Below are 22480 nucleotides of genomic sequence, written 5' to 3' on the forward strand. Positions count from 1 at the left end.
CTTACTTAAAATGAAGCCCTTAATGTAAACGTAATGGTGCGCATCATAGGCAGAAAACCTTCTTCTCCGGAGTAAGCAGTGTTATTGGAATTGTTAGATGCCGGATTGTAGTTGTACGGCAATGTTCTGTACAAATAGAACAAGTCGCGGCCAATAACTGAGAATGCAAGGTTGTTCAGCTTCATCTTTTCATATAACTTCTTCGGGAAGCTATAGCTAAGTGCTACCTGTCGTAACGAGATCCATGAATTTTCTTTCACCCAGTAATCGGCAACACCTGTTGAAGATGATCCATACCTGTAAAAGAACTGTGGAGTATGTGTTGGCTCAACAAGTCCTTTGTCATAAGCTTCTTTAAACGTCATGCCGCCTACGTTAGCTTTAGAACCATCAGGCATGGTAACAGTCTGGCCATCCGCAAAAACACCTTCTACTATTCTTCCGTCATCATATTGCTGATTGTCATATTTGCTTGTCCATACAATACCTCCGTGATCTGCATCGCGTCCGGGCAATGAATTCGGGAATACACCTGTGTGTGTACCGTAACGATAACTCAATAGTACAAAGTCGCCGCCGATTTTTGCATCAAGCAAGAAGTTTAATGCAAAGTTTTTATAGGTGATGGTGTTATCCCATCCGCCTCTGAATTTGGCGTTGATATCACCAACATCCTGCCATTGGTTGCTGCGAGCGGGGAAAGCTGCACGTGCATCATCTCTCCATGCAAGGATTGGAAGACCATTTTTAGGATCGGCGATTGGTTTGCCATTTGCGTCAACCGCCTGGAATGCTGTTGAGTGAATTTGTGTTCTCAATGTTCCATATGACTTGCCAACAACTGCCCATGTGCTTATTTCTCCGATGTTTGCGCCTAAGTTGAACTCTGTTCTACCCGGGTATAGTTCAACGATCTTATTCCTGTTAACTGCATAAGTAAGTGCAGTGTTCCAGCTGAAATTCTTTGATTTAACGGGCGTTCCATCAAGCCTTAATTCAATGCCTCTGTTCTGAATATTTCCCGAATTAATAGTTTGGTTACTAACTCCTGATTCATACGGTGTTATAATAGGCAAAATTTGGTTCCTCGTGTTATCCTGATAAACACTTACATCAAATCCTAAACGGCTTTTGAAAAAACGCATTTCAAGTCCAAGCTCTTCCGATATTTTACGGCTGGGTTTTAAATTTGGTTGGATAACATTCGGACTGGTATATGTGGATAAAGAAACAGTTGATCCGTTGGCGTTACTATAACCGCTAAATGCAAACCCGGGATTTATAATGAACGGATCAGTGCCTCCTCCCAGTGCTGCTACGTTAGCCCTGAATTTTCCAAAAGTGATCCAACCTGGCAATTGTTTAAATGTTTCAGAAAAGATCCACGACAAGCTAACTGCAGGATAGCTGAAAAAGTTATTGCCGGTTCCGTTGGTATATGTCAAAGTTGATGTCCAGTCGCCGCGCCATGTCGCCTGGAGGAACAGCATGTTTTTATATGCGAGATCTGCACTGGCATAAATTGAGTTAAGGCCGTATCTGCTTTTTATGCCACCTTCTGTATATGGCTGGTTTACTGAATTGGCGAGGAAATAGTTGCCCGGATAGTTTAAACCGCCCCTGGTCTCGCTATACTCCCAGGAAGTTTTGTAACGTTGAAATTCACCGCCAATATATCCATTTAGACTAAAGTCACTATTAAAATCCTTGTTCATCATCACCATCCATTTCAGCATGTTGCTTTCCTTGGTGGTAAAACCTAACCCATATAGGCCACCGGCATAATTTTTAGCCTGACCAAGTTCCTTGTTTTCGTTTTTTGTATAGATGTTACTTACGTTGCCTTCGAGTATCAGCTTTGCCCATTCAGTAAGTTTCATATTAAGCGCAAGTCTTCCTCTCACAAGTTGTTCGGTTTGCAAGTAGTTGTTTTCATACAAGCTATACCAGAACCTTGCTTCAGGAACTTTATTAGGTTCGTTAGGATCGTTAGGATCAGGAACACCGCCAAACATGCTGGTATAATGTTCTTTCTGCATCCAGTATTTTGTATCATAGTTACGTGGAAGCATCCACGTAAACAATTTGCCAAAGTTGTAAGAAGCAAATGCGTCAAGACCTCCCAGGCGAGGAGGATTTTTGCCTTCAAAATTGCTATAAGCAAGACTCGCATCTACGCTAAGGAATTTATTAAATGTGTGTGTGGCGCGGAGGTCAAATGCATTTTTAGTGAATTTGTTGTTGGAGACTACACCTTCACCCTGGTTGCGATTATAAGAAACACGGAAGGTTGATTTTTCAGTTCCTCCATCCAGGGCGATATTGGTATTATAACCCCATCCGTTTTGGAATGCATCCATAAAATTATTAGGCTGAGGAAGGTATTTTGTGGTGGTGCCATCGTAGTTAGTCACCTCCTGTCCAACCATTTTCGGTCCCCAGTTTTCAAGCTCACGTCCAATTTGCCTGTCTATATAAGGTTTTCCGGTTACAGGGTCAGTAGGAAATACTTTTGTTGTCCAGTTTTCAGTTGGCTTGTAATTGGGATCCCTGTTGTCTGTAAAAAATGCGCCAACAGAACCTCCGCCATATTCATTCTGAAAATCAGGACCAGCATAAGGTTGAGTAACATTTACAGACTGGTTCACAGTTACACCAATTCCCCTGCGTTGTATACCTTTTTTTGTCGTGATAAGAATAACGCCGTTTACTGCTCTTGATCCATATAAAGCAGCGGCCGCAGAACCTTTCAGCACAGAAACACTTTCAAAATCTTCCATGTTCAGGTTCTTCAGATCGTTACCAAAATCACGACCCGTACCGCTGAAAATATCGTTGTCCATAATTACCCCATCAATCACAAAGATTGGCTGGTTATTGGTTCCCAATGTGGAGTTGCCGCGTATAAGTATTTTGGATGAACCGAATAATCCACCGGCACCCTGATCAATTTGTACACCGGCAACCTTTCCCTGTAATGCATTGATCGGGTTTACTTCGTTGGTGCGTGAAAGTTCTGCTCCTTTTACCTCCGTTACAGAATAGCCGAGTTGTTTCTTTTGTTTAGATACACCAAGCGCGGTAACCACAACTTCTGCAACATCCGATGTTCTTTGCTGCATTTTTACGGTTAGTGTGTTTTCGTCAACAATTTTCACTTCTGCACTATCATAACCTACTATTGTAAATACCAATGTGCTTTGCAATGGAGCATCAATTTCAAAATAACCTTTGTTATTGGTCGTAGTTCCTTTGCGTGTGCCTTTTACCATAACACTTACACCTTCTAATGCAACGCCTTCATTATTGGTAACGGTACCGCTAACTTTATCAGCATAAGCGGCCTGGGCAATAAAAGTGCCGGCGTCAAGGTCTAAAACCGCTACCTGATTTTCCTTTTTTAGGATAATCTGTTTACCTACAACTTCATATTCAATTTGAAGCGGTTTAAAAAGTTGATCCAGTACATTACCCAATCGTTGATTTTTGGCTGATAATGTAATGCGCTTGTCGCTTTTAAGTACGCCGGATGCGTATGTAAATTTTACATCGGCTTGTTTGGCGATGGAGCTCAAGGCAGTTTTAAATTCCTGGTTAGATAATTCCAGGGTGATTTTTTTGTCCAGTATTTCCTGTCCCTCAACCTTGTGAGCATAGGTTGTGAAAACAAACATAAACGATAGGATGAGCTGAACAAGTGTGAATTTCATAATAGCAGTACTAAACGTAAACAGGTTACATTTTTTCATAACTTTAGTTTGTTTTGGATTCTCTCAATAAGTTCAAAACCTGCATTTAGGTAAGCCTGTAATGCAGAAGCTTGTATAAGTCCGTGCCCCTGAAATTGCAATTGCATTCCTGACCGAATACAACGCACACTAAAAGTTTTATGGGAGTACGACTTATCCCTGGCTAAATATCATTGGCGGTGTAGCAGCATCGCCAATTTTTTCCAGTTAGTGAGCATTCATTTTTTCATCATCTCATTGGTTTTTGGTTTAATAATCAGGTTAGTCACATCCCTGGCTTAGGATGGTTACACTACTTTCATCTATTGTATAGGTTGCATTTATAGCTGAACAAATAATTCGGATCTTGTCGGAAAGTGGTTCTTCTCCAATTGAAGTGGTAATTCTGCAGTTAGTGATCTTATCCTTGTTATAGTTTATCTGAACGTGATAAGTTGCTTGCAAATCGTTAAGGACCGTAATAAGTGGGGCATCTTCATACTCGAACGATAGCGGTTTGTAATTGGGTTGTTTAATAAGAAGGGTATCTTGTACCGCAGTTTTCACGGCGGTATTATTTGATGCGTTGATGACCACCTGCTGGTTAGGCAATAGCACCATTTTGCCGGGATCATTTTCTTTTTCAGTGAACACCGCCACCTTTCCCGTACGTACGGCAACTGTTACATCATTACTCGCAGATCGCGCATTTACCCGGAAGCTTGTTCCCAGAACGCGTGTAACTATATTATGGGCGTGGACCAGGAAGGGGTGCTGCGGATCTTTGGCTATTTCAAAAAATGCTTCACCTTCCAGGTAAACTTCCCTGGTGCTGTCGTTGAAAATTGGCTGACTTTTTAGTGCACTGCCCGGGGCAAGGAAAACACGCGAACCGTCTGATAAAAGAATGATTTCATCTTTGCCTGAACTATTCTTTCTTTCGATCAGATGTTTGGCTTCTTTAACGGCGGTGTTTATAACCAAACTGACTGGTGCTGTTTTTTGCAAAAAATAATATCCCATCGTGGAGGCAATCACCGCGATCCCGGCAGCTGCCCACCACCATTTTTTACGATGTATGGGAATTGTTTTATTGGCTTGAGAATGGATAGATTGTTCTATCCTGTTCCAGATGTCATTTGAGTTGCTGTCCTGCTCCTCTGTAGCATGGCTCTCACGGAAAAGCAGGGTCAGTTTCCGTGCTTTTTCTACTGCGTTTGCATGTGCATCGCTGGCTGTTGCGTAGTTTGCCCAATAAATATTTCCGGCTTCCGTTGGTGAAAATACCCAGGCAACAAAATCGTCATTTTGTAACAGCTCATTCAGCAGTAGATTGTTATTGGTCATGAGATATATGCTTATCTATACCTAAGTGTATCTCACCACGATTTTATACTCACCTTTTTAAAAATAAATTTGAGAAGCGAAAATGAGTGCAGAAAGCAACTCGAGACTATAGCCGGGAATAGTTCTTTTTAAAGAATCGATGGCTCTTTGCTGCAGGTTGGAAACAGATTGATAGTTGATGTTCAGCAGATCGGCCACTTGTTGGTTGGTATATCCTTTAAAGAACCTGAAATAAATAACTTCCCGCTGACGCAACGGCAACCTACTTATGGCATCCTGCATAATGCGAATGGTATTTTGGCGGCTTTCTTTTTCTTCCAGCAAATTGTCAATTGTAAAATCAGCATTATCCGTGGATGTTTCGCTTTCCTGGAAATGAACCGAAACAAGCGGATTGTGCAGTTTGAATAATTTGTAGCGGAGCGCCTTCAGCATATAAAATTCAATGTTGTGGATCTCGGGAAGCGATTGCCGTCTGTTCCACAGCTCCACAAACAGGTCGTGAATCGCATCTTTTACAATGTCTTTATCGGCTAAGATCCTGTTGCCGTAGTGCAGTAACGATTTTATATGAGCCTGGTACAGGTGAGAAAATGCAGAAAAGTCACCAGATCTGAATTGATCAAGCAGCACTTGTACGTTTAGATATTTCTCATCATCAATGCCTGCAGTCGTCATGGTAGAATTGAAGATATATGCCTGGTTCTCCTAATACATCAAGGAGCCACTACTAAAATAAAAAAACTACCAGTACTTTTTGCATAAGTTTTAGAAGCCTGATTATAAATGATAAAATTCAAGAAACAATTGAAGGAAGGGTGGAGAGGTGGGGTGAAAAACGGTTAAGCGGAAGCTAAAAGCCCAAGCCCAAAGCTCAAAGCCCAAAGCCTAAAACTGGTTATACGTTGTAGGTTATACGTGCTACGTTTTATAAAGCGAAGGGTTGTGAGTTACAGTGCGCTTTGGGTCCTTAAGCGCATTAGGGCCTCTTATTTCTTTGTGCCACTTCGTGTCCTTCGTGTGGTTCAAATGCCTTTTCTAATGGGGTCATTTTCAATTTTCCCCGCCTGAATGATTTGTCGGGCAGGAACTTTCTATTGTCAATTAAATGAACCTTCGTGCTTCTTTCCGTCTTAGCGCCTTTGCGGCAAAAGTCGTAGTGTTTCGCTGTGCCACCCGTGCCTCTGTGGTTCAAACCTTCGTGCTTCTTTTCGCCTTAGCGCAGTGGCAGAAAACGCGGTGTTTCGCCGTGCCGCGCGTGCCTCTGTGGTTCAAACCTTCGTGCTTCTTTCCGCCTTAGCGCCTTTGCGGCAAAAGTCGTAGTGTTTCGCCGTGCCGCCCGTGCCTCCGTGGTTCCACTTTCGCTTTAGCTCGTTTACGTTACCTTTGCGCCGTGAGAAAGAAAAAAACACCGGTAATTTTAGAAGATGTGCTTGTTGAGCACTATGCCGCGGAGGGCAAATCACTCTCTCGCGTGGACGGAAAAGTTGTTTTTATTGAGAACGTTGTTCCCGGTGATGTAGTTGACATCCAGCTGGGAAAAAATAAAAAGGACTGGGCCGAAGGATGGCCATTGAAGTTCAAGAAATATTCACAGCAAAGAGTTGAGCCTTTTTGTGAGCATTTTGGTGTTTGCGGCGGATGCCAATGGCAAATGCTTCCCTATGCCCAGCAATTGCAGTATAAACAACAACAGGTTGTTGATAATCTTTCCCGCATTGGAAAACTGGAGCTTCCGGAAATAAGTCCCATCATCGGCTGCGACGAAACCAGGCTATACCGCAATAAAATGGAATACACTTTTGCTACAAAGCGCTATATTCCCGATGCGGAGTTTAAGGCCATGAAGGCAAATAACGTTTTTGAAGGAGATGAGCCGCAGGGGTTTGCCGGTTTTCATGCCAAAGGCTATTTTGACAAGATCGTTGAGATCAACACCTGTCATCTGCAACCTGAACCTACGAACACGATCCGTAAAAATCTGGCAGCCTTTGCCCGGAAGAATAATCTTCCTTTTTATAATATTAAGGAGCACCATGGCTACATGCGTAATGTTATGGTTCGCATGGCAACTACCGGCGAATTGATGGTGAATGTTGTGCTGGGTTATGAGAACGAAAAGAACCGTAAGGCGCTTTTAGATAACCTGCTTGCCGGGGTTCCTGGTATTACATCTTTATTGTATACAATCAATACAAAAAGAAACGATAGCATCTTTGACCTGGAGCCTGTTGTTTATAAAGGCAAGGATCATATTATAGAAAAACTGGAAGATTTCAGTTTTAAAATAAGTCCGAAATCTTTCTTTCAGACAAATACGCGACAGGCCGAGCGGTTGTACCAGGTAACACGCGACTTTGCAGAATTAAACGGTTCACAAACTGTGTATGACTTATATTGCGGTACTGGTAGCATTGGAATTTTCGTGAGCGGACAGGCTAAAAAAGTAATTGGAGTGGAAGTAATTGAAGAAGCCATCAAAGACGCAAAAGAAAATGCAGCTTTAAATGATATTCAGCATGCCTCATTCTACGCAGGCGATGTTATTGCTATTTGTGATGATAATTTTTTCAACATTAATGGCACTCCGGATGTAATTATTACAGACCCTCCCCGTGCAGGTATGCACGAAAAACTGGTGAACAAACTGCTGGACATTGCTGCTCCAACCGTTGTGTATGTTAGTTGTAATCCTGCTACACAGGCGAGAGACCTCTCTTTGCTGGGGGAAAAATATTCAGTAGAGAAAATTCAACCGGTGGACATGTTTCCACATACCCTGCACATTGAAAACGTAGTTCAGTTAAAATTGAAATAAGTTAAAGCGAAAAGATATGTCAGAATTCAGGCCCGGCGGTTTTCAGATCTTACCTTATATTATTAAGAACCTTATTATCATTAATGTGTTAATATTCTTAGCGCAGCAGACATTTGGTGCGGGTGGTAATACCAGGTTGGAAGACTTGTTTGCGCTGCATACCTGGCAGAGCTCATTATTTAAACCATGGCAGTTTGTAACGTACATGTTTATGCACGGAAGCTGGGGACACATTTTCTGGAACATGTTTGCTGTCTGGATGTTTGGGGCTGTACTGGAGAACTTATGGGGGCCGAAACGTTTTCTGACATTTTATGTCGTGTGCGGATTAGGCGCTGCGCTGGCACATATGATTGTGCTTTATTTTGAAAACCAGGGTTTGATAAAGGAGTTTAATTCGTTGTCACCTATGGATAAGGAGGTTTATTACACGCTTTTCGTCAGGCATTTGAACAGTGCTACGTTGGGCGCTTCCGGCGCAGTGTTTGGCTGCCTCGCCGCTTTTGGTTATCTTTTTCCTAACAGGTATATTTCGATATATTTTCTGTTCCCCATTAAAGCTAAATGGTTTGTTATAATTTACGCTGGGATAGAATTGTTTTCGGGAATAAAAAACTCTGCAGGCGATAACGTAGCTCATTTTGCGCATTTGGGAGGTGGCCTGGTTGGAATTATTTTGGTATATTACTGGAACAAAACGAACAGGCATAATTTTTATTAGTATAAATGATGCGTTCTAACATATATCAATTAGAAAAACTGATTTTATGAGTGTTATGGAGCAAAACAGGGGCAATCGTTTATTACTCGGACAAAATAATAATGCCCTTACCTGGCTTATTATCATCAATGCGGTCATTTTCGTTATACTCAACTTTATCAAGATCATTTATCTTTTCTCTTATGACATTAACGCGGAAGCAACCCTTACTTTTCAACGACAAATAGTTGAATGGTTTTCTTTACCGGGTGGCATTCAAAAGTTCGGATCAAGGCCCTGGACTATCTTAACTTATATGTTCTCCCACGTAAGCGTATGGGATCTGATAGTTACATTACTGTGGTTGTGGGGCTTCGGATTTATTCTGCAGGATATGATGGGTAACAGTAAACTTATTCCTATTTATCTCTATGCAGGTTTCGCAGGTGGTGCAATATTTCTTGCGGCAACCAATCTGATTCCTGCTTTTAAAGTAAACGCCGGTGAAAATTATGCGTTAATAGGCGGTGGTGCTGCAGTGATGGGTGTGGCAGTGGCCACAACAGCTTTAGCTCCAACTTACCGCATTTTCCCGATGCTTAACGGTGGTATACCATTATGGGTGCTTACGCTTATTTTTATAGCAATTGATTACGCAACTGTTGCGAGTTCGAGCATGGGGTATGCACTGGCCCACCTGGCTGGTGCAGGCATGGGATTTTTGTTTGTATATCAGCTAAGGCGCGGCAGCGATTGGGGCGAATGGATGTTACAATTGTTTTATTGGACGGAAGATCTTTTCAACCCGGAAAAAAAACATTCAACTGCAAGCAAAAAACAACAACACTTCTATAAAGCAACCAAAAAGCCTTTTGAGAAAAAGCCTCATATCACCCAGCAACATATCGATGAGATACTGGACAAGATCAATCAAAAAGGCTACCATTTTTTAACCGACGAAGAAAAAGAATTTTTGAAGAAGGCAAGTGAGGGAGATTTGATGTGAAGAACGTAAGATGGTAAGACAGTAAGATCGTAAGACCGTAAGATGGTAAGACATGTAAGATATTAAGGCCGTAGGACATGTAAAAAAAGAAAAGAGATGTTGAGAGTTAGTGATGTTGTTAGCACTTTCAATTATCCCCGCCTGAATGACTTCAGTCGGGCAGGCACTGTCAATTTTCAATTAACAATCCTTTGCCGCTTTGTGCCCTTGGTGCCTTCGTGCCCGCCCGTGCCGGATCGGACGGGTTTCAAAAAAACTTTTAGCCTTTCGTATCTTCGTGGTTCTTGTTAACAAACCCGGAATTCCTGATGAGATTTTTTTCACGTGTTTCAGGCACAATTGTCTGCATACTTCTTTCAATAGTTTATGTGCTGTGTTCGTTGCCCGCGTACATTCCATCTTCTACCTGGACGAGATTCAGTTTGTTTGCATTGTTGTTTCCTTACGCTGCCGGCTTTATGTTTGCCGCGATCATTTACTTTTTATTCCGCAATCGCAGGTTGGCAATTTTTCTCATACTTGTTTCTTTTGCCGGTTATAAAAACATTTCAACCACATTTGCTTTTCATCCTTTTTCTTCATGGAGCAATAACAAGCAGCCCGGGGCGTTACGTATACTGACCTGGAATGTTCAGGGATTTGATAATCTGTCGGGAAAAAAGTTGCAAAGCGAACCGGGATGGATACAGGTGCCTGACCATGTTAAAGAATGGCAGCCTGATGTTGCCTGCTTGCAGGAATACAAAACCGTATTCGGCCATAAGAAGTTGGTAGATATGAAAGACAGGTTTGATTCTGCAGGTTATAAATATTTCTATTGTTCGAAGGATTTTATATCGACCACGTACAGCGGCGTTAAGATTGTGCATGGTGTAGCCATATTTTCAAAACATCCGTTGGTGGATAGTGGCACCGTGGCCATTGTGAATGAAAACGGGTATACAGAAAAAATGGCTTATGCAGATCTGATGTTGAACAATCGCAGAATGCGCATTTTTACTGCACACCTGGCGTCGTACCAGCTTTATAGTGAGCAAACCTATATCGACAACAAAACATACCAGGAAACAATAGAGCACAAACGGTCTATTATCGGAAAAATCCAGCAACGCGAATTGTTGCACGAACAACAGGTGAAAACAATTCGTAGAAGCATAGATAGTAGTCCTTACCCTGTAGTTTATTGCGGAGATCTGAATAATACGCCGGCATCATATACATACCATTACCTGAGAGGAAAAATGCAGGATGCATGGCTAAAAAAAGGTTTGGGCCTGGGTAAGACTTACTATAACCTGGCGCCATCATTGCGGATTGATGTATGCCTTGCTGATCCGGCGTTTAGCGTACAGCAGAGCGTAGTGAAGCGGGTGTATTCATCAGACCATTTTCCTGTATTAACAGATCTTTCCTGGAAATAAGCAATTGTGTCTGCGCATATAATGGTAATGAAAACTTTTGTATATAACGTCGCCAATTAAACCGCATTTTTTTATATTTACCACATGGCCGGCAGCTACTTTAGAAGTTTTACCAAAATAATTTTTATTGTAGCCAATATTCTGTTGAGTATTGCTTTTGTAACCGCGTGTTTTGCTCCTTTCCTTAATCCCGCAACATGGTGGATCGTTGGTTTTTTGGGATTGGCAGTTCCGTATCTTATTACATTACACATCTTCGCCATTATTTTCTGGCTGATTGCCAAACCACGATGGGCGCTTCTTTCTTTTTTTACACTGATAGTTGGCTACAAACAAATAAATGTGCTTTTTGCACAGCACCTGAAAGCTGGGTTTACACAGGCTAAAAAAAAAGAAAGTATACGTATTGTGGACTGGAACGTGGGTAGTATGTACGGCCTCAGCAAAAACAATGATCAGCGCAAACACAACCGCACAGAGATAGCCGAGGCAATAGAAAAATTAAGCCCCGATGTTATTTGCCTCCAGGAATTTAATCACTCGTTGAAGCAGGGACCTCAGGCTGACAATATTTCGTTGTTCACGGATAAATATCCTTATTACTTTTTCTCGAAAGATTACGATAAGGACAACGGTTTTTATCAATACGGTTCGGTTATCTTTTCAAAATTCCCCATTGTTAAAAAAGGAAGAACCAAATATCCCTCATCTTCCATCGAAAGCCTGATTTTTGTAGATGTAGTTAAAGGTGAGGACACGATAAGGGTTTTTACCACGCATCTTCAATCCTTCAAGTTTACCCAAAATGACTACCAGGGAATGCAAAAAATACGGGAGCAGGACAATGAAATGCTCGAGGCTTCCAAAGGGCTTTTCAAAAAAATGAAGCTGGCATTTTCACGCAGGGGCGTACAAGCCGAAACGGTAAGAAAACAATTGGATGCCAGCCCATACGCTTCATTTATTTGCGGCGATTTTAACGATGTTCCGAACTCCTACGCTTATTTTCACATTCGTGGCGACTGGCAGGATGTTTTTCTGAAAAAAGGATTTGGTATTGGAAGAACTTTTAATGCGATTGCGCCAACCCTGCGGATTGACTACATTTTGCCCGATAATCACTTTGTTGTGGAGCAGTTCGACATGGTAGATGAAGATTTAAGCGACCATCTGATGCTTGTATCCGATCTAAGTTTGAAAAAATAGAATATCTTCGCTCCCCATGAGGTTTTATCACTTATACTGTTGTTGCTGCTAAGCAGCTAAATACCTGAAAGAGCCGGTAACCGGCCAATCCGCAACTATCATTAACCTTCAACAAAGATTCAATCAGAAATATGTCGCTTAAAGTTCATAATTCATTAACCCGTCAAAAAGAAGTATTTACACCTATAACGCCCGGACATACTGGCATGTATGTGTGCGGCCCGACTGTTAGCGGCGAGAGCCATCTTGGCCACGCCCGTCCATTTATTACATTCGATATCGTTTACAGGTATCTTCTTCGCCTCGGCTATAAAGTAAGATATGTAAGAAACATTACCGATGCCGGCCATTTTGAAGAAGAAGGACGAGAAGCTGAAGACAAGATCAGCAAAAAAGCAGTGTTGGAAAAACTGGAACCGATGGAACTGGTGCAGAAATACACTAACCTTTTTCATTGGGCCATGCAACAATTCAATAACCTGCCTCCAAGCATTGAACCAACTGCGACCGGCCATATTGTGGAGCAGATAGAAATGATCAAGAAGATTATTGCAGACGGTTACGCATACGAAGCAAACGGATCAGTATACTTTGATGTAGAAAAATACAATACCGATTTTTCCAAACAAGGGAAGCCTTACGGAATGCTGAGTGGCCGTGTGCTGGACGATATGCTGGAAACAACCCGCGAGCTGGACAACCAGGACGAAAAAAGAAATAAGGCTGATTTTGCTCTTTGGAAGAATGCCCCCGCAGAACATATCATGCGCTGGCAGAGCCCCTGGGGTGAAGGATTTCCCGGCTGGCATATTGAGTGCTCCGCGATGAGTAACAAATATCTTGGTGATGAATTTGATATTCATGGAGGCGGTATGGATCTTCAGTTCCCGCATCACGAATGCGAGATTGCGCAGAGTACCGTTTGCAATCACAAAACGCCCGCCAGATACTGGTTGCATAACAATATGATCACCATCAACGGTAAGAAGATGGGAAAAAGCTATAACAATGTAATTAAGCTAAGTGAGCTGTTTACGGGTGATCATCCTGCATTGGAGCAGGCTTATCATCCCATGGTGATCAGGTTCTTCATCTTACAAACGCATTACCGCTCCACGCTGGATTTTAGCAATGATGCGTTGAAGGCTGCTGAAAAAGGATTGAAGCGCCTGATGGAAGCGTATGAGAATTTGTCAAAAATAGAGGCTGGAAGTGATGTAGCGAGCGACGCTGAACTGGATGCAAAAGCGTTGAAGCTGGTGAATGAGTTTGATGAATTTATGAATGATGATTTTAATACGGCGAAAGCACTTGCGAACATGTTTGAGTTAGTGCCGATCATCAATGGTATTAAAGACAAACACATCAGCCCAGATGCATTGAGCTCTTCTACATTGGAACGCGTGCGTGAGCAAATGAAATCATACGTCGAAGATGTATTTGGTTTGAAAAATGTTTCTGCAGCCGATAATAGCAAGTTAGACGGCGTTATGCAGTTATTGGTAAACATCCGCAGGGAAGCCAAGGCGAAAAAGGATTATGTTACAAGTGATAAAATAAGAAATGAACTCGCTACGCTGGGCATTCAGTTGAAAGATGAGAAAGATGGAAGTATGAGTTACGTGATTAATTAGAGTTTTAAATACATTGAAATGTAAAGCGGATGGGGTAGATCTCCATCCGTTTTTTCTTTTGCGGTGCATGCCCTTGTTGGTATGATGAGCTGGGATATCTGATTGCCTGCCAACACGAATGTGGTTGGCAGGCCAACGCAATCTGACTACATCAAAAACGCTGCAGTTCTTTGTCTCGGTGAAGCTTTTTTATTTCATAGAAAAAGCCTGAAATAAGCGGAGATGTCAGATTTTTTTGACGATCTTAATAAAAAGAGACGATGATTGGAATTCTAACGCAAGCCGGATCCTATTTACTCACAAATGTGGAATTCCCGCCGTCAAATATCATTCTCGCGGCTACGGATATTTTTATATTTGCCATTCATCAATCAATAAACAATGGCTCAGTCATTTGGAAAAACATGGTGGGGGGAGCAATGGCTTAATTCTTTGAATAACATTGACTATGAAAATCGTTTACCGCGAGGCGCAAGCTATGCCCGCAAAGGCGCGGTAACAAAGATTGATATCAAAGAAAACCGCATCAACGCAAAGGTGGCCGGTAGCCAGCCGAAACCCTATAATGTTGATATTATCCTGCCCCCATTTTTTGATCCTGAGCTGAGTGCTTTTATTGAAGCCCTGGCGGAACGCCCTGTGATCATTTCAAAAATGTTGAACCGTGAACTTGACCCGGAAGTACTTGCCATAGCGGAAAGAATGGGGCTTAAAGTTTTTCCTAAACAATGGACCGATTTTAAGATGCAATGCAATTGCCCGGATTGGGCCGTGCCTTGTAAACACCTTGCCGCCGTTATCTATAAAGTGTGTGCAGAGATCGACAATAATCCGTTTCTCGTATTCAGTCTGCATAACGTAGATCTGATTGCAGAGATGAACAAGCGTGGTTTTTTTGTAACAAAAGAAACTACGGATATTCCGAATATTACAGATTTGTATTTTGATAAGCCTCATAAACCGGGCAGAAAGAAAGCAAAAAAGCCTGACTACAATCCGGAAAACGCTTACCAAAAATTGTCTTATACAATGCTGCCGTTCTTACATGAGCCACTAACAGCTTTGCTTGCAGACTTTCCGGCCTTTTACACTGGTAGCGGTAATTTTAAAGAAAAATATACAGCTGCGTTAAGCCGTACAGTAAAAAATACGCAGAAGATCTTACAGGGAAGGATAAGCTTGCAGGCGGTGCTGAAACGTGCTGAGAAAGACGAACAGTACATCGGCACTCATAGCCATAACAGGATAACGATAGATGAAAAGTACCGGTCGCAAGTATTTGTTAATGACAGGGCTTTTTCATTCCCGCAATTTATTGCGCAGCTTGTGCAAATACCTGCCGCCAAAACGCTGGATTATCAGCCATCCACAGCATCGCTTCACACTGTATTTTATTTTGCGCTGCACCTGTTGGCCAAAGGGGCCGTGGTACCGCAAATAGTCCAGCAGGCAGATAAAAGCTACGCCATCCGCTGGTTACCGGCTATGCTCAGCAAAGACGTGAGGACTCTAACAGATAAATTGCAGGAAGTTTTGCCACCGGATATTTTTTTCTGGCAGGAAAAAGACAAACAAAAGGAGATAAACAAAAACACGGCGATGAACCTATTGTCTGTTTTTCTCACGGAAATGATCGCCATGCTGGAAGAAAAGAATGCAAATGAGCTATTCCCCGACTTGTTTTTCAGAAAACGCACACACCGTTTTAAAGGTCCCGGAGAAGAAGCTTTGTGTGGTGGAATACAGGCATGGCTGCAAAAATATTACCTGGCTCAAGGCAATTATAAGCCACAGATTGTGGTAGAAGAAACTACAAATGACCGTTTTCTTGTAAGTATTAACATTGGCGAAAAAGCAACACCCCTGGATAGCCCGTCCGCATTGCGGGATGTACTTACGCAAAAGAAATTTGATAAACAACGTTTTGAAATACTGCGTTCTCTTACACAACTAAGTGGCTTTATTAATGGCCTGGATGCCTATATCAATACTAAGGGTGAAGAGCTGATAATAATGGAGAACAGCACTTTTACGCCTTTTCTTTTTCAGATGATACCTGCTATACAGTTGTTGGATATCGACATTCTGTTGCCGAAATCATTAAGAGAAATACTTAAACCAAAGACAAGCTTAAAACTGAAAAAGAAAACAGGAAAATCTTTTCTGCGTATTGATCAATTACTTGATTTTGACTGGCAGGTGGCGATTGGTGATACAGTGATGGGGGAAGAAGAGTTTAAGAAGCTACTAAAGAAATCTGATGGGCTGATCAAATATAAGAGCAGCTATATCTATGTAAATAAGGACGAGCTGGAAAAGTTACACCGTTATTTCAGCAGTGAAAAAGAATTGACGCCTTTTCAATTACTGCGTGCGGCACTAAGCGGTGAGTTTTTTGGGGCGAAAATAAGTCTTACAGAGGAAGTGAAAAATCTGATAAAAGAGCTATCGGATTTTAAAGAAATTCCTTTGCCCAAAGGAATCAATGCACAACTTCGTCCTTACCAGCAACGCGGCTTTTCGTGGATGTACCGGAATGCGCAGATTGGCTTTGGTTCAGTAATAGCTGATGACATGGGTTTGGGTAAAACACTTCAGGTGATCACCACTCTGCTGAAATATAAGGAAGAAGGATTGTTGAAAAATAAAAAAGCATTGGTTATAGCGCCAACAGGACTACTTTCTAATTGGCAGACAGAGATTGAGAAATTCGCACCTTCATTAAAGCCGCATTTGTTCCATGGCACGAACAGGAAAATGGCAAAAGACTTTGATGTATTGCTTACCTCTTATGGAATAGCAAGAACTGATGCTTCCAGGCTTAAGAAACTGCCATGGCACTCCCTGGTGATAGATGAAGCGCAGCACATTAAGAATAACGAGACAGCCCAGGCAAAAGCTATTAAAAGCATCGGCGCCAGCAATTTTATTGCCATGAGTGGCACGCCTGTTGAAAACAGATTAAGTGAGTTGTGGAGTATTATGGATTACAGCAACCGGGGCTTTCTCGGCACCAATAAAGAGTTCAATGAAACTTTTGGCGCTCCCATAGAAACGTATAATGATGCCAACGCTGCTGAAAAATTGAAAAAAGTAACCGCACCTTTTTTAATGCGACGGCTCAAGACTGACAAGTCCATCATTAATGACCTGCCTGATAAGCTGGAAATGGATTGCTTTTCTATATTGGTAAAAGATCAGGCAAGTCTTTACGAACAAACGTTAAAGGAAGCCATGGATGCTATAGAGGCTATTGATGCATCAAGCAGTCGAGGTTTATTTGTTCGGCAGGGGTTAGTATTACAAATGATACTTGCGTTAAAGCAAATATGCAATCATCCTTCTCAATTCTTAAAAAATAATGTGCTGGATGCCTCCCTAAGCGGAAAATTAGATCTGCTGTTTGAAAAGCTGGACAGTATTGTTGAAAATAACGAGAAGGTACTGGTTTTCACTCAATTTGCCGAGATGGGTAAATTACTTCAGCATTTTATTACAGCGCGATATAAAGAACAGCCTTTGTTTTATCATGGTGGATGCTCACTCAAGCAACGCAAAGAAATGGTAGATGCCTTTCAAACCAATCATGCTGATAAGATCTTTATTCTTTCACTTAAGGCTGCCGGTACAGGTCTTAATCTTACTGCAGCCAACCATGTAATTCATTATGACCTGTGGTGGAATCCTGCGGTTGAAGCACAGGCAACGGACCGGGCTTATCGCATCGGGCAAAAGAGTAATGTAATGGTCCATCGTTTCATCACAAAAAACACTTTTGAAGAACGCATTAACGAGATGATCCAGGCCAAAAAAGCATTGGCTCAAATGACTGTAGCAACCGGCGAAAACTGGATCGGTAACCTTAGTAACAAAGAGCTGAAAGACCTGTTTAAGATGGGGTAAAAGTAGCAGATGACTTTTGCAAGAGTCAGGTATGATTGGCTGAATGCAAATGTTAATTCCTTTATCAATGTTCTTGAAATAAGGAGCTCCGGCGGGAGCTTCGTATTTATAGAATTTCAGATAATTTGATTCTAAAGACTTCGGCGGGGTTGCCTGTAAATTTTCACAGGTAGCTCTTTTGGAGTTATGTGCAAATGGGTATCTGTTTTTCTATAAACAAGCGGCTCTTTCGGAACCAATTCCAATTCATAAAGCATGGCGTTATGTATACAGGTGCTTGTTTTAAATGATATTGATTCGTTGTAAGCACTAGTTAATTTTTTTGATGAGGACATTCCATGCATCCATAGACTGCTTTAGTATAGCTTTTTTATCACCCTTTATGTTATAGCATTGTAGTCCGACAGGTCCATCAAACTTTATTTGCTTTAGCGTTTTCAAAATAGTAGCGTTATCGAAATTGCCCTGCCCAAGCGGTTGGATCAGGCTGTCCCAAATGTTCGCGCGATCCTTTTTTTCTGTTATTGTGGCGCCGCAAATGCTTACAGCAAACAATTTTTTTCCGGCCTTTTTTAGCAGTCCTGCAATTTGTTGTTCCTCTCCAATCCTGGCCTGCGCCAGGTAATGAGGAAGATTAAAGGTAATGCCAACATTTTGCCTGTTGATCATTTCTACCAATTGCAATCCATGATCAAATCTTTCCAGCCAAAGCCATGTGTGCGGGTATAATATAATTCGTATTCCCTGCGTATTGGCAAGGTCCGCGACATCTCTGATGATGCGAACGGCTGCTGTATCGCCCGCGTGAGACGATGGTGGATAAATACCTTCACTACTTGTAATGTTTATCCAGAGCATCGTTCCTCTACCCTTCAACTTTTTTAGCGTTTCTGCAAGCCTCGCATCATAATACGGCTTACCCGGATCAAGATTTACATTCACGTAAATGCAGAACAACTTCTTTTGCTGCTTGTCAAGTTCTTGCAATAGTGTATCAAGGCCATCAAAGCCTTCTTTTTCCATGCCGTCATATCCTAAGGAATGTAAAAGGTCCACCTGTTTCTCAGCCGTGTTATACATATTATCTCTTAATCCATTGTTGAAAACAAAAAATGGTGGCTGATATTTCTTCTGCCCATAGCTGCTAATTGCAAATATTAACTGTAAGAAAAAGACTGAGCAGAAGAATGATTTCATGTTACCGGAATGAGGTTAACCTAAAATAAGATATGTTTTGTTTGTGGGCAAATACAGGATGCAAGATGGAATCGTTGATTTTCTATTTATTTTTTTTAAACAAATATAAATTTACATACATTTGACATCTCTTGACCCTGCTTGCCTGTAAAAACGAAGCACCGCCCTTAAATATGCCTGCTTGCGTTAAAAAAAACGGATTATCCTTAATCATCCTCCTCTCATTTCTATCTGTATGTGCACAACAAAATACAACTGTAACTACTGATCGCGTTACTGAGATCAGCAACAAGACGCTTAAATCCATTGATAAAAAATACACCCGGCTTACTGCTTCTGTTGATAATCAAGTCGAAAAGCTGCTGACACGCATGCAGCTTAAAGAAGAGCGGTTACGTAAGAAACTTCAGTCAAAAGACAGCACAAAAGCAGCTTCATTATTTTCAAATGCGGGACAAATATATCAGCAATTACAAAGCAAACTAAAAGCGCCACTGGATAAAGCGGCTCGAAATCCTTTGAGGGAATATATTCTCGGTTTGGATAGTCTACAAACAGCGATGCGGTTTTTAGAACAGGGTGGCAACAAACTTCCGTTGGACAAACTGAATCAGGTAAAACAGATCAGCAACCAACTACACGAACTTCAAGGCAAACTCCAACAAGCCAACGAAATACAGGCATTCGTTCGCCGCCGCGAGCAGGAATTAAAAGAACAGCTCACTCAATATGGCTTACACAAAGAATTAATGAGCATAAACAAGCAGGTAGTGTATTATCAGCAACAACTGGTGGAATACAAAAGCCTGCTGAATGACAGAAAAAAGCTTGAAGCAAAGGCAATCTCCATGATAAGCGAAGTTCCTGCCTTCAAACAGTTTATGCAACAAAACAGTTACCTGGCACAGCTCTTTGGTACACCCGGTACTTACGGCACACCACAGGCATTAGAGGGGCTACAGACAAGAGCGCAGATCGAAGGTATGATCAGCCAGCGGTTAGGTTTGCCCGCAACACCGGCTTCTTCAGGTAGCAGTAGCGGAGAAGCCTTTATGCAGCAACAAGTACAACAGGCGCAAGCGCAAACGGACGAACTCAAAAATAAACTTAACCAAATTGGTGGTGGCAGCAGCGAGATGACGATGCCTGATTTTAAGCCCAATAATCAAAGAACAAAAAGCATTTTTCAAAGAATAGAATATGGGCTCACGATCCAAACTACCGGCGCGGTCAATTATTTGCCAACAATAGCAGACTTGTCAGTAAATCTTGGCTACAAGCTTAGTGACAAGGCCGTTATGGGTATTGGTGCCGGCTACAAGTTAGGATTAGGCAAAGGATGGGACAAGCTGGCGTTAAGCAATGAAGGCGTGAGCCTGAGAAGCTATATGGATATTAAAGCCAAAGGTAGCATTTGGATCTCGGGCGGTTTTGAATATAACTATATGCAATCATTCACATCGCTCAGAAGTCTTCCTTCTCCCATTGCACAAAATATCAATCTATGGCAACACAGTGCGCTTGCCGGCATAACCAAAAAATATAAGATCGGTAAAAAGAAAGAAGGCAAAATGCAATTGCTGTATGATTTTTTGGCGGGGCAACAGTTGCCGAAGGCGCAAGCCCTGAAGTTTAGAGTGGGATGGAATTTTTAGATCGCGATTTGAGGGATTCAGGGATTTTGGGATTAATACGGTAACCACCAGTCTCCAGATTCTAATTTTTAAAAGAATAATAAACAAGAAAATAACAATACCAAATGAACAGGATACTTATAATACTAATGTTGGCAGGCACTATTCAGAGTAATGCACAAAATGTTTTCCCTTCTAACGGAAATGTAGGGATAGGTACATCGACGCCTGAAGTAAAGCTGGATGTAAGAGGTGCAATAAATGCTTATAGTGAAAGTCATTTTAGCAGCACTATTTACCAGGATCCTGATGTCGGCGTAGCATATGCAATAAAGATCGGATCAGGAGGCATTGCTGCTAACGGAAATGCTGTTTTTATGAACGGTTCTGTAGGCATTGGTTGTAAATCACCGGCATCTGATCTCCATATCCAAAAAAATGCTGTGGGCGGAACAGTGGCAACTATTGAGAATACTTATGATAGCTATGCTCACCTGGAATTAAAATCAAATAACAAAACATGGCAATGGAGCAAGAGACCATCATATGAAGGGGATGGTTTGAATTTATGGTATCGAAACAATAATGATCCCTGGCGACAACATTTGACCATTACGACAAGCGGAAATTTTGGGATCGGTACTGTCGATCCGAAAGACTACAAGCTTGCCGTCAATGGTCCTGCAATCTTTACCAAAGCAGTGATAAAGAATTACAGTAATTGGCCGGACTATGTATTTGATTCAAACTACCAATTACCCTCACTAGAATCCATTTCAATTTTTATCAAGGAAAACAAACATTTGCCGGAAGTGCCTTCTGCATTAGCTATTGAGAGAGATGGGCATGACTTGGGTGAAGTGCAAAAGCTATTGTTGAAAAAGGTAGAAGAATTGACATTGTATGTGATTGAATTAAAAAAGGAGAATGAAAATATAAAAAATGAAAGCCAAAAACAAAGAAAGCAAATTGAACAAATGAGACATCAAAACTCTATTATAAAAAACTACGTAAAACAATAAGTATCCAATGCGAAACAAAATTGCCATTTTTATCGCAACCTGCATTATTGCATTTAATTGTTGCGTATGTGCACAAAATTATCCCGCAGTATTGAACTATAATTTTAATGGAACGCCTGTAAATGGAGTGAAGATTAAAACAAATCTGCCTTTTCTTAATTATACACAAATGCCAACCATTACATTAGAAGGTTACAATTATGGAACTGGACAAACGATAAGCATTACATTGGTGTGGTACATATTTGATGGCACATTCATCAACTGTTCAGCATCTTCCCAGGGAAGTTATACGCCAGAGATAATGCTTAGTAATGAAGAAGGAAAGGTTATTATTTTCATAAATGATAAGCAATATTTTCAGCGGTTTACTATTCGGGCATATGCGCAAGGGATACAAGAAACATCACATTGGTTTCAATCATGGTCCACAGCGGATGAAGCTTTGCGAGGAAATAATACAGTAACCGTTCCATATAAGAATAATTTTGCTGGCAATGTCGGCATCGGAACAACCACTCCTTCCGAAAAACTTTCCGTCAATGGCAATATCCGTTGTAAAAAAGTAATTGTTACACAAACAGATTGGGCAGATTACGTCTTCGACTCATCTTACAACTTACCTTCCTTAGAATCCATTTCTTCTTACATAAAAGAAAATAAACGCCTTCCAGAAATGCCCTCTGCATCTGCTATTGAGAGAGCTGGGCATGATCTAGGTGAAGTGCAAACGCTATTATTGAAGAAAGTGGAGGAAATGACGCTGTACATACTACAACTCAAACAAGAGAATGAAGATGCAAAGAAGCGTATTGAAATTCTTGAAGTAGCCTTAGATAAAAAATAGATAAACCCTAAAAATAG

General features: G+C 41.5%; 14 protein-coding genes. 10 read left to right on the forward strand and 4 right to left on the reverse strand.

Annotated features, from left to right (window positions below; all coding sequences use genetic code 11):
* Positions 1 to 5: 5 nt before the first annotated feature.
* The 3 genes from QTN47_RS22620 to QTN47_RS22630 form a co-directional block, all read right to left on the reverse strand.
* On the reverse strand, positions 6 to 3749 hold the full coding sequence (locus tag QTN47_RS22620) for a SusC/RagA family TonB-linked outer membrane protein (protein ID WP_369331712.1): 3744 nt from the start codon (positions 3747 to 3749) through the stop codon (positions 6 to 8).
* A gap of 261 nt (positions 3750 to 4010) precedes the next feature.
* A complete protein-coding gene (locus QTN47_RS22625) occupies positions 4011 to 5075 on the reverse strand; it encodes a FecR family protein (protein WP_369331713.1) in 1065 nt (354 codons plus the stop codon).
* 57 nt (positions 5076 to 5132) lie between these two features.
* Positions 5133 to 5753, reverse strand: a complete 621-nt coding sequence (locus QTN47_RS22630; protein ID WP_369331714.1) for an RNA polymerase sigma factor — start codon at positions 5751 to 5753, stop codon at positions 5133 to 5135.
* Positions 5754 to 6468: 715 nt separating this feature from the next.
* Here QTN47_RS22630 and rlmD point away from each other — a divergent pair.
* From rlmD to QTN47_RS22665, 7 genes are all read left to right on the forward strand, one after another.
* Positions 6469 to 7893 carry a 23S rRNA (uracil(1939)-C(5))-methyltransferase RlmD gene (gene rlmD, locus QTN47_RS22635; protein ID WP_369331715.1) on the forward strand — a complete coding sequence of 475 codons (1425 nt, stop codon included), beginning with the start codon at positions 6469 to 6471 and terminating at the stop codon, positions 7891 to 7893.
* Between the two features lie 16 nt (positions 7894 to 7909).
* The gene (locus QTN47_RS22640) at positions 7910 to 8614 is read left to right on the forward strand and encodes a rhomboid family intramembrane serine protease (protein WP_369331716.1); all 705 of its coding nucleotides are present in this window, start codon (positions 7910 to 7912) and stop codon (positions 8612 to 8614) included.
* A 46-nt stretch (positions 8615 to 8660) separates the two neighbouring features.
* Positions 8661 to 9599, forward strand: coding sequence for a rhomboid family intramembrane serine protease (locus QTN47_RS22645; RefSeq protein ID WP_369331717.1), 939 nt, complete (start codon positions 8661 to 8663; stop codon positions 9597 to 9599).
* Positions 9600 to 9907: 308 nt separating this feature from the next.
* Entirely contained in the window at positions 9908 to 11020 is a 1113-nt protein-coding gene (locus tag QTN47_RS22650) for an endonuclease/exonuclease/phosphatase family protein (protein WP_369331718.1), read from the forward strand.
* Positions 11021 to 11104: 84 nt separating this feature from the next.
* Positions 11105 to 12226, forward strand: coding sequence for an endonuclease/exonuclease/phosphatase family protein (locus QTN47_RS22655; protein ID WP_369331719.1), 1122 nt, complete (start codon positions 11105 to 11107; stop codon positions 12224 to 12226).
* Positions 12227 to 12357: 131 nt separating this feature from the next.
* On the forward strand, positions 12358 to 13860 hold the full coding sequence (cysS, locus tag QTN47_RS22660; protein ID WP_369331720.1) for a cysteine--tRNA ligase: 1503 nt from the start codon (positions 12358 to 12360) through the stop codon (positions 13858 to 13860).
* Positions 13861 to 14241: 381 nt separating this feature from the next.
* Entirely contained in the window at positions 14242 to 17763 is a 3522-nt protein-coding gene (locus QTN47_RS22665) for an SNF2-related protein (protein ID WP_369331721.1), read from the forward strand.
* A gap of 309 nt (positions 17764 to 18072) precedes the next feature.
* On the opposite strand, the gene QTN47_RS22670 is transcribed toward QTN47_RS22665, so the two are convergent.
* Positions 18073 to 18960, reverse strand: a complete 888-nt coding sequence (locus QTN47_RS22670; RefSeq protein ID WP_369331722.1) for a sugar phosphate isomerase/epimerase family protein — start codon at positions 18958 to 18960, stop codon at positions 18073 to 18075.
* Positions 18961 to 19133: 173 nt separating this feature from the next.
* Here QTN47_RS22670 and QTN47_RS22675 point away from each other — a divergent pair, with 173 nt between their 5' ends.
* From QTN47_RS22675 to QTN47_RS22685, 3 genes are all read left to right on the forward strand, one after another.
* The gene (locus QTN47_RS22675; RefSeq protein ID WP_369331723.1) at positions 19134 to 20615 is read left to right on the forward strand and encodes a BAR domain-containing protein; all 1482 of its coding nucleotides are present in this window, start codon (positions 19134 to 19136) and stop codon (positions 20613 to 20615) included.
* A 104-nt stretch (positions 20616 to 20719) separates the two neighbouring features.
* Positions 20720 to 21616, forward strand: coding sequence for a hypothetical protein (locus QTN47_RS22680; RefSeq protein ID WP_369331724.1), 897 nt, complete (start codon positions 20720 to 20722; stop codon positions 21614 to 21616).
* A 7-nt stretch (positions 21617 to 21623) separates the two neighbouring features.
* Positions 21624 to 22463, forward strand: coding sequence for a hypothetical protein (locus tag QTN47_RS22685; protein WP_369331725.1), 840 nt, complete (start codon positions 21624 to 21626; stop codon positions 22461 to 22463).
* Positions 22464 to 22480: the final 17 nt, after the last annotated feature.

The sequence above is a fragment of the Danxiaibacter flavus genome, from assembly GCF_041060425.1.
In the GTDB taxonomy this organism is placed as follows: Bacteria; Bacteroidota; Bacteroidia; order Chitinophagales; family Chitinophagaceae; genus Danxiaibacter; species Danxiaibacter flavus.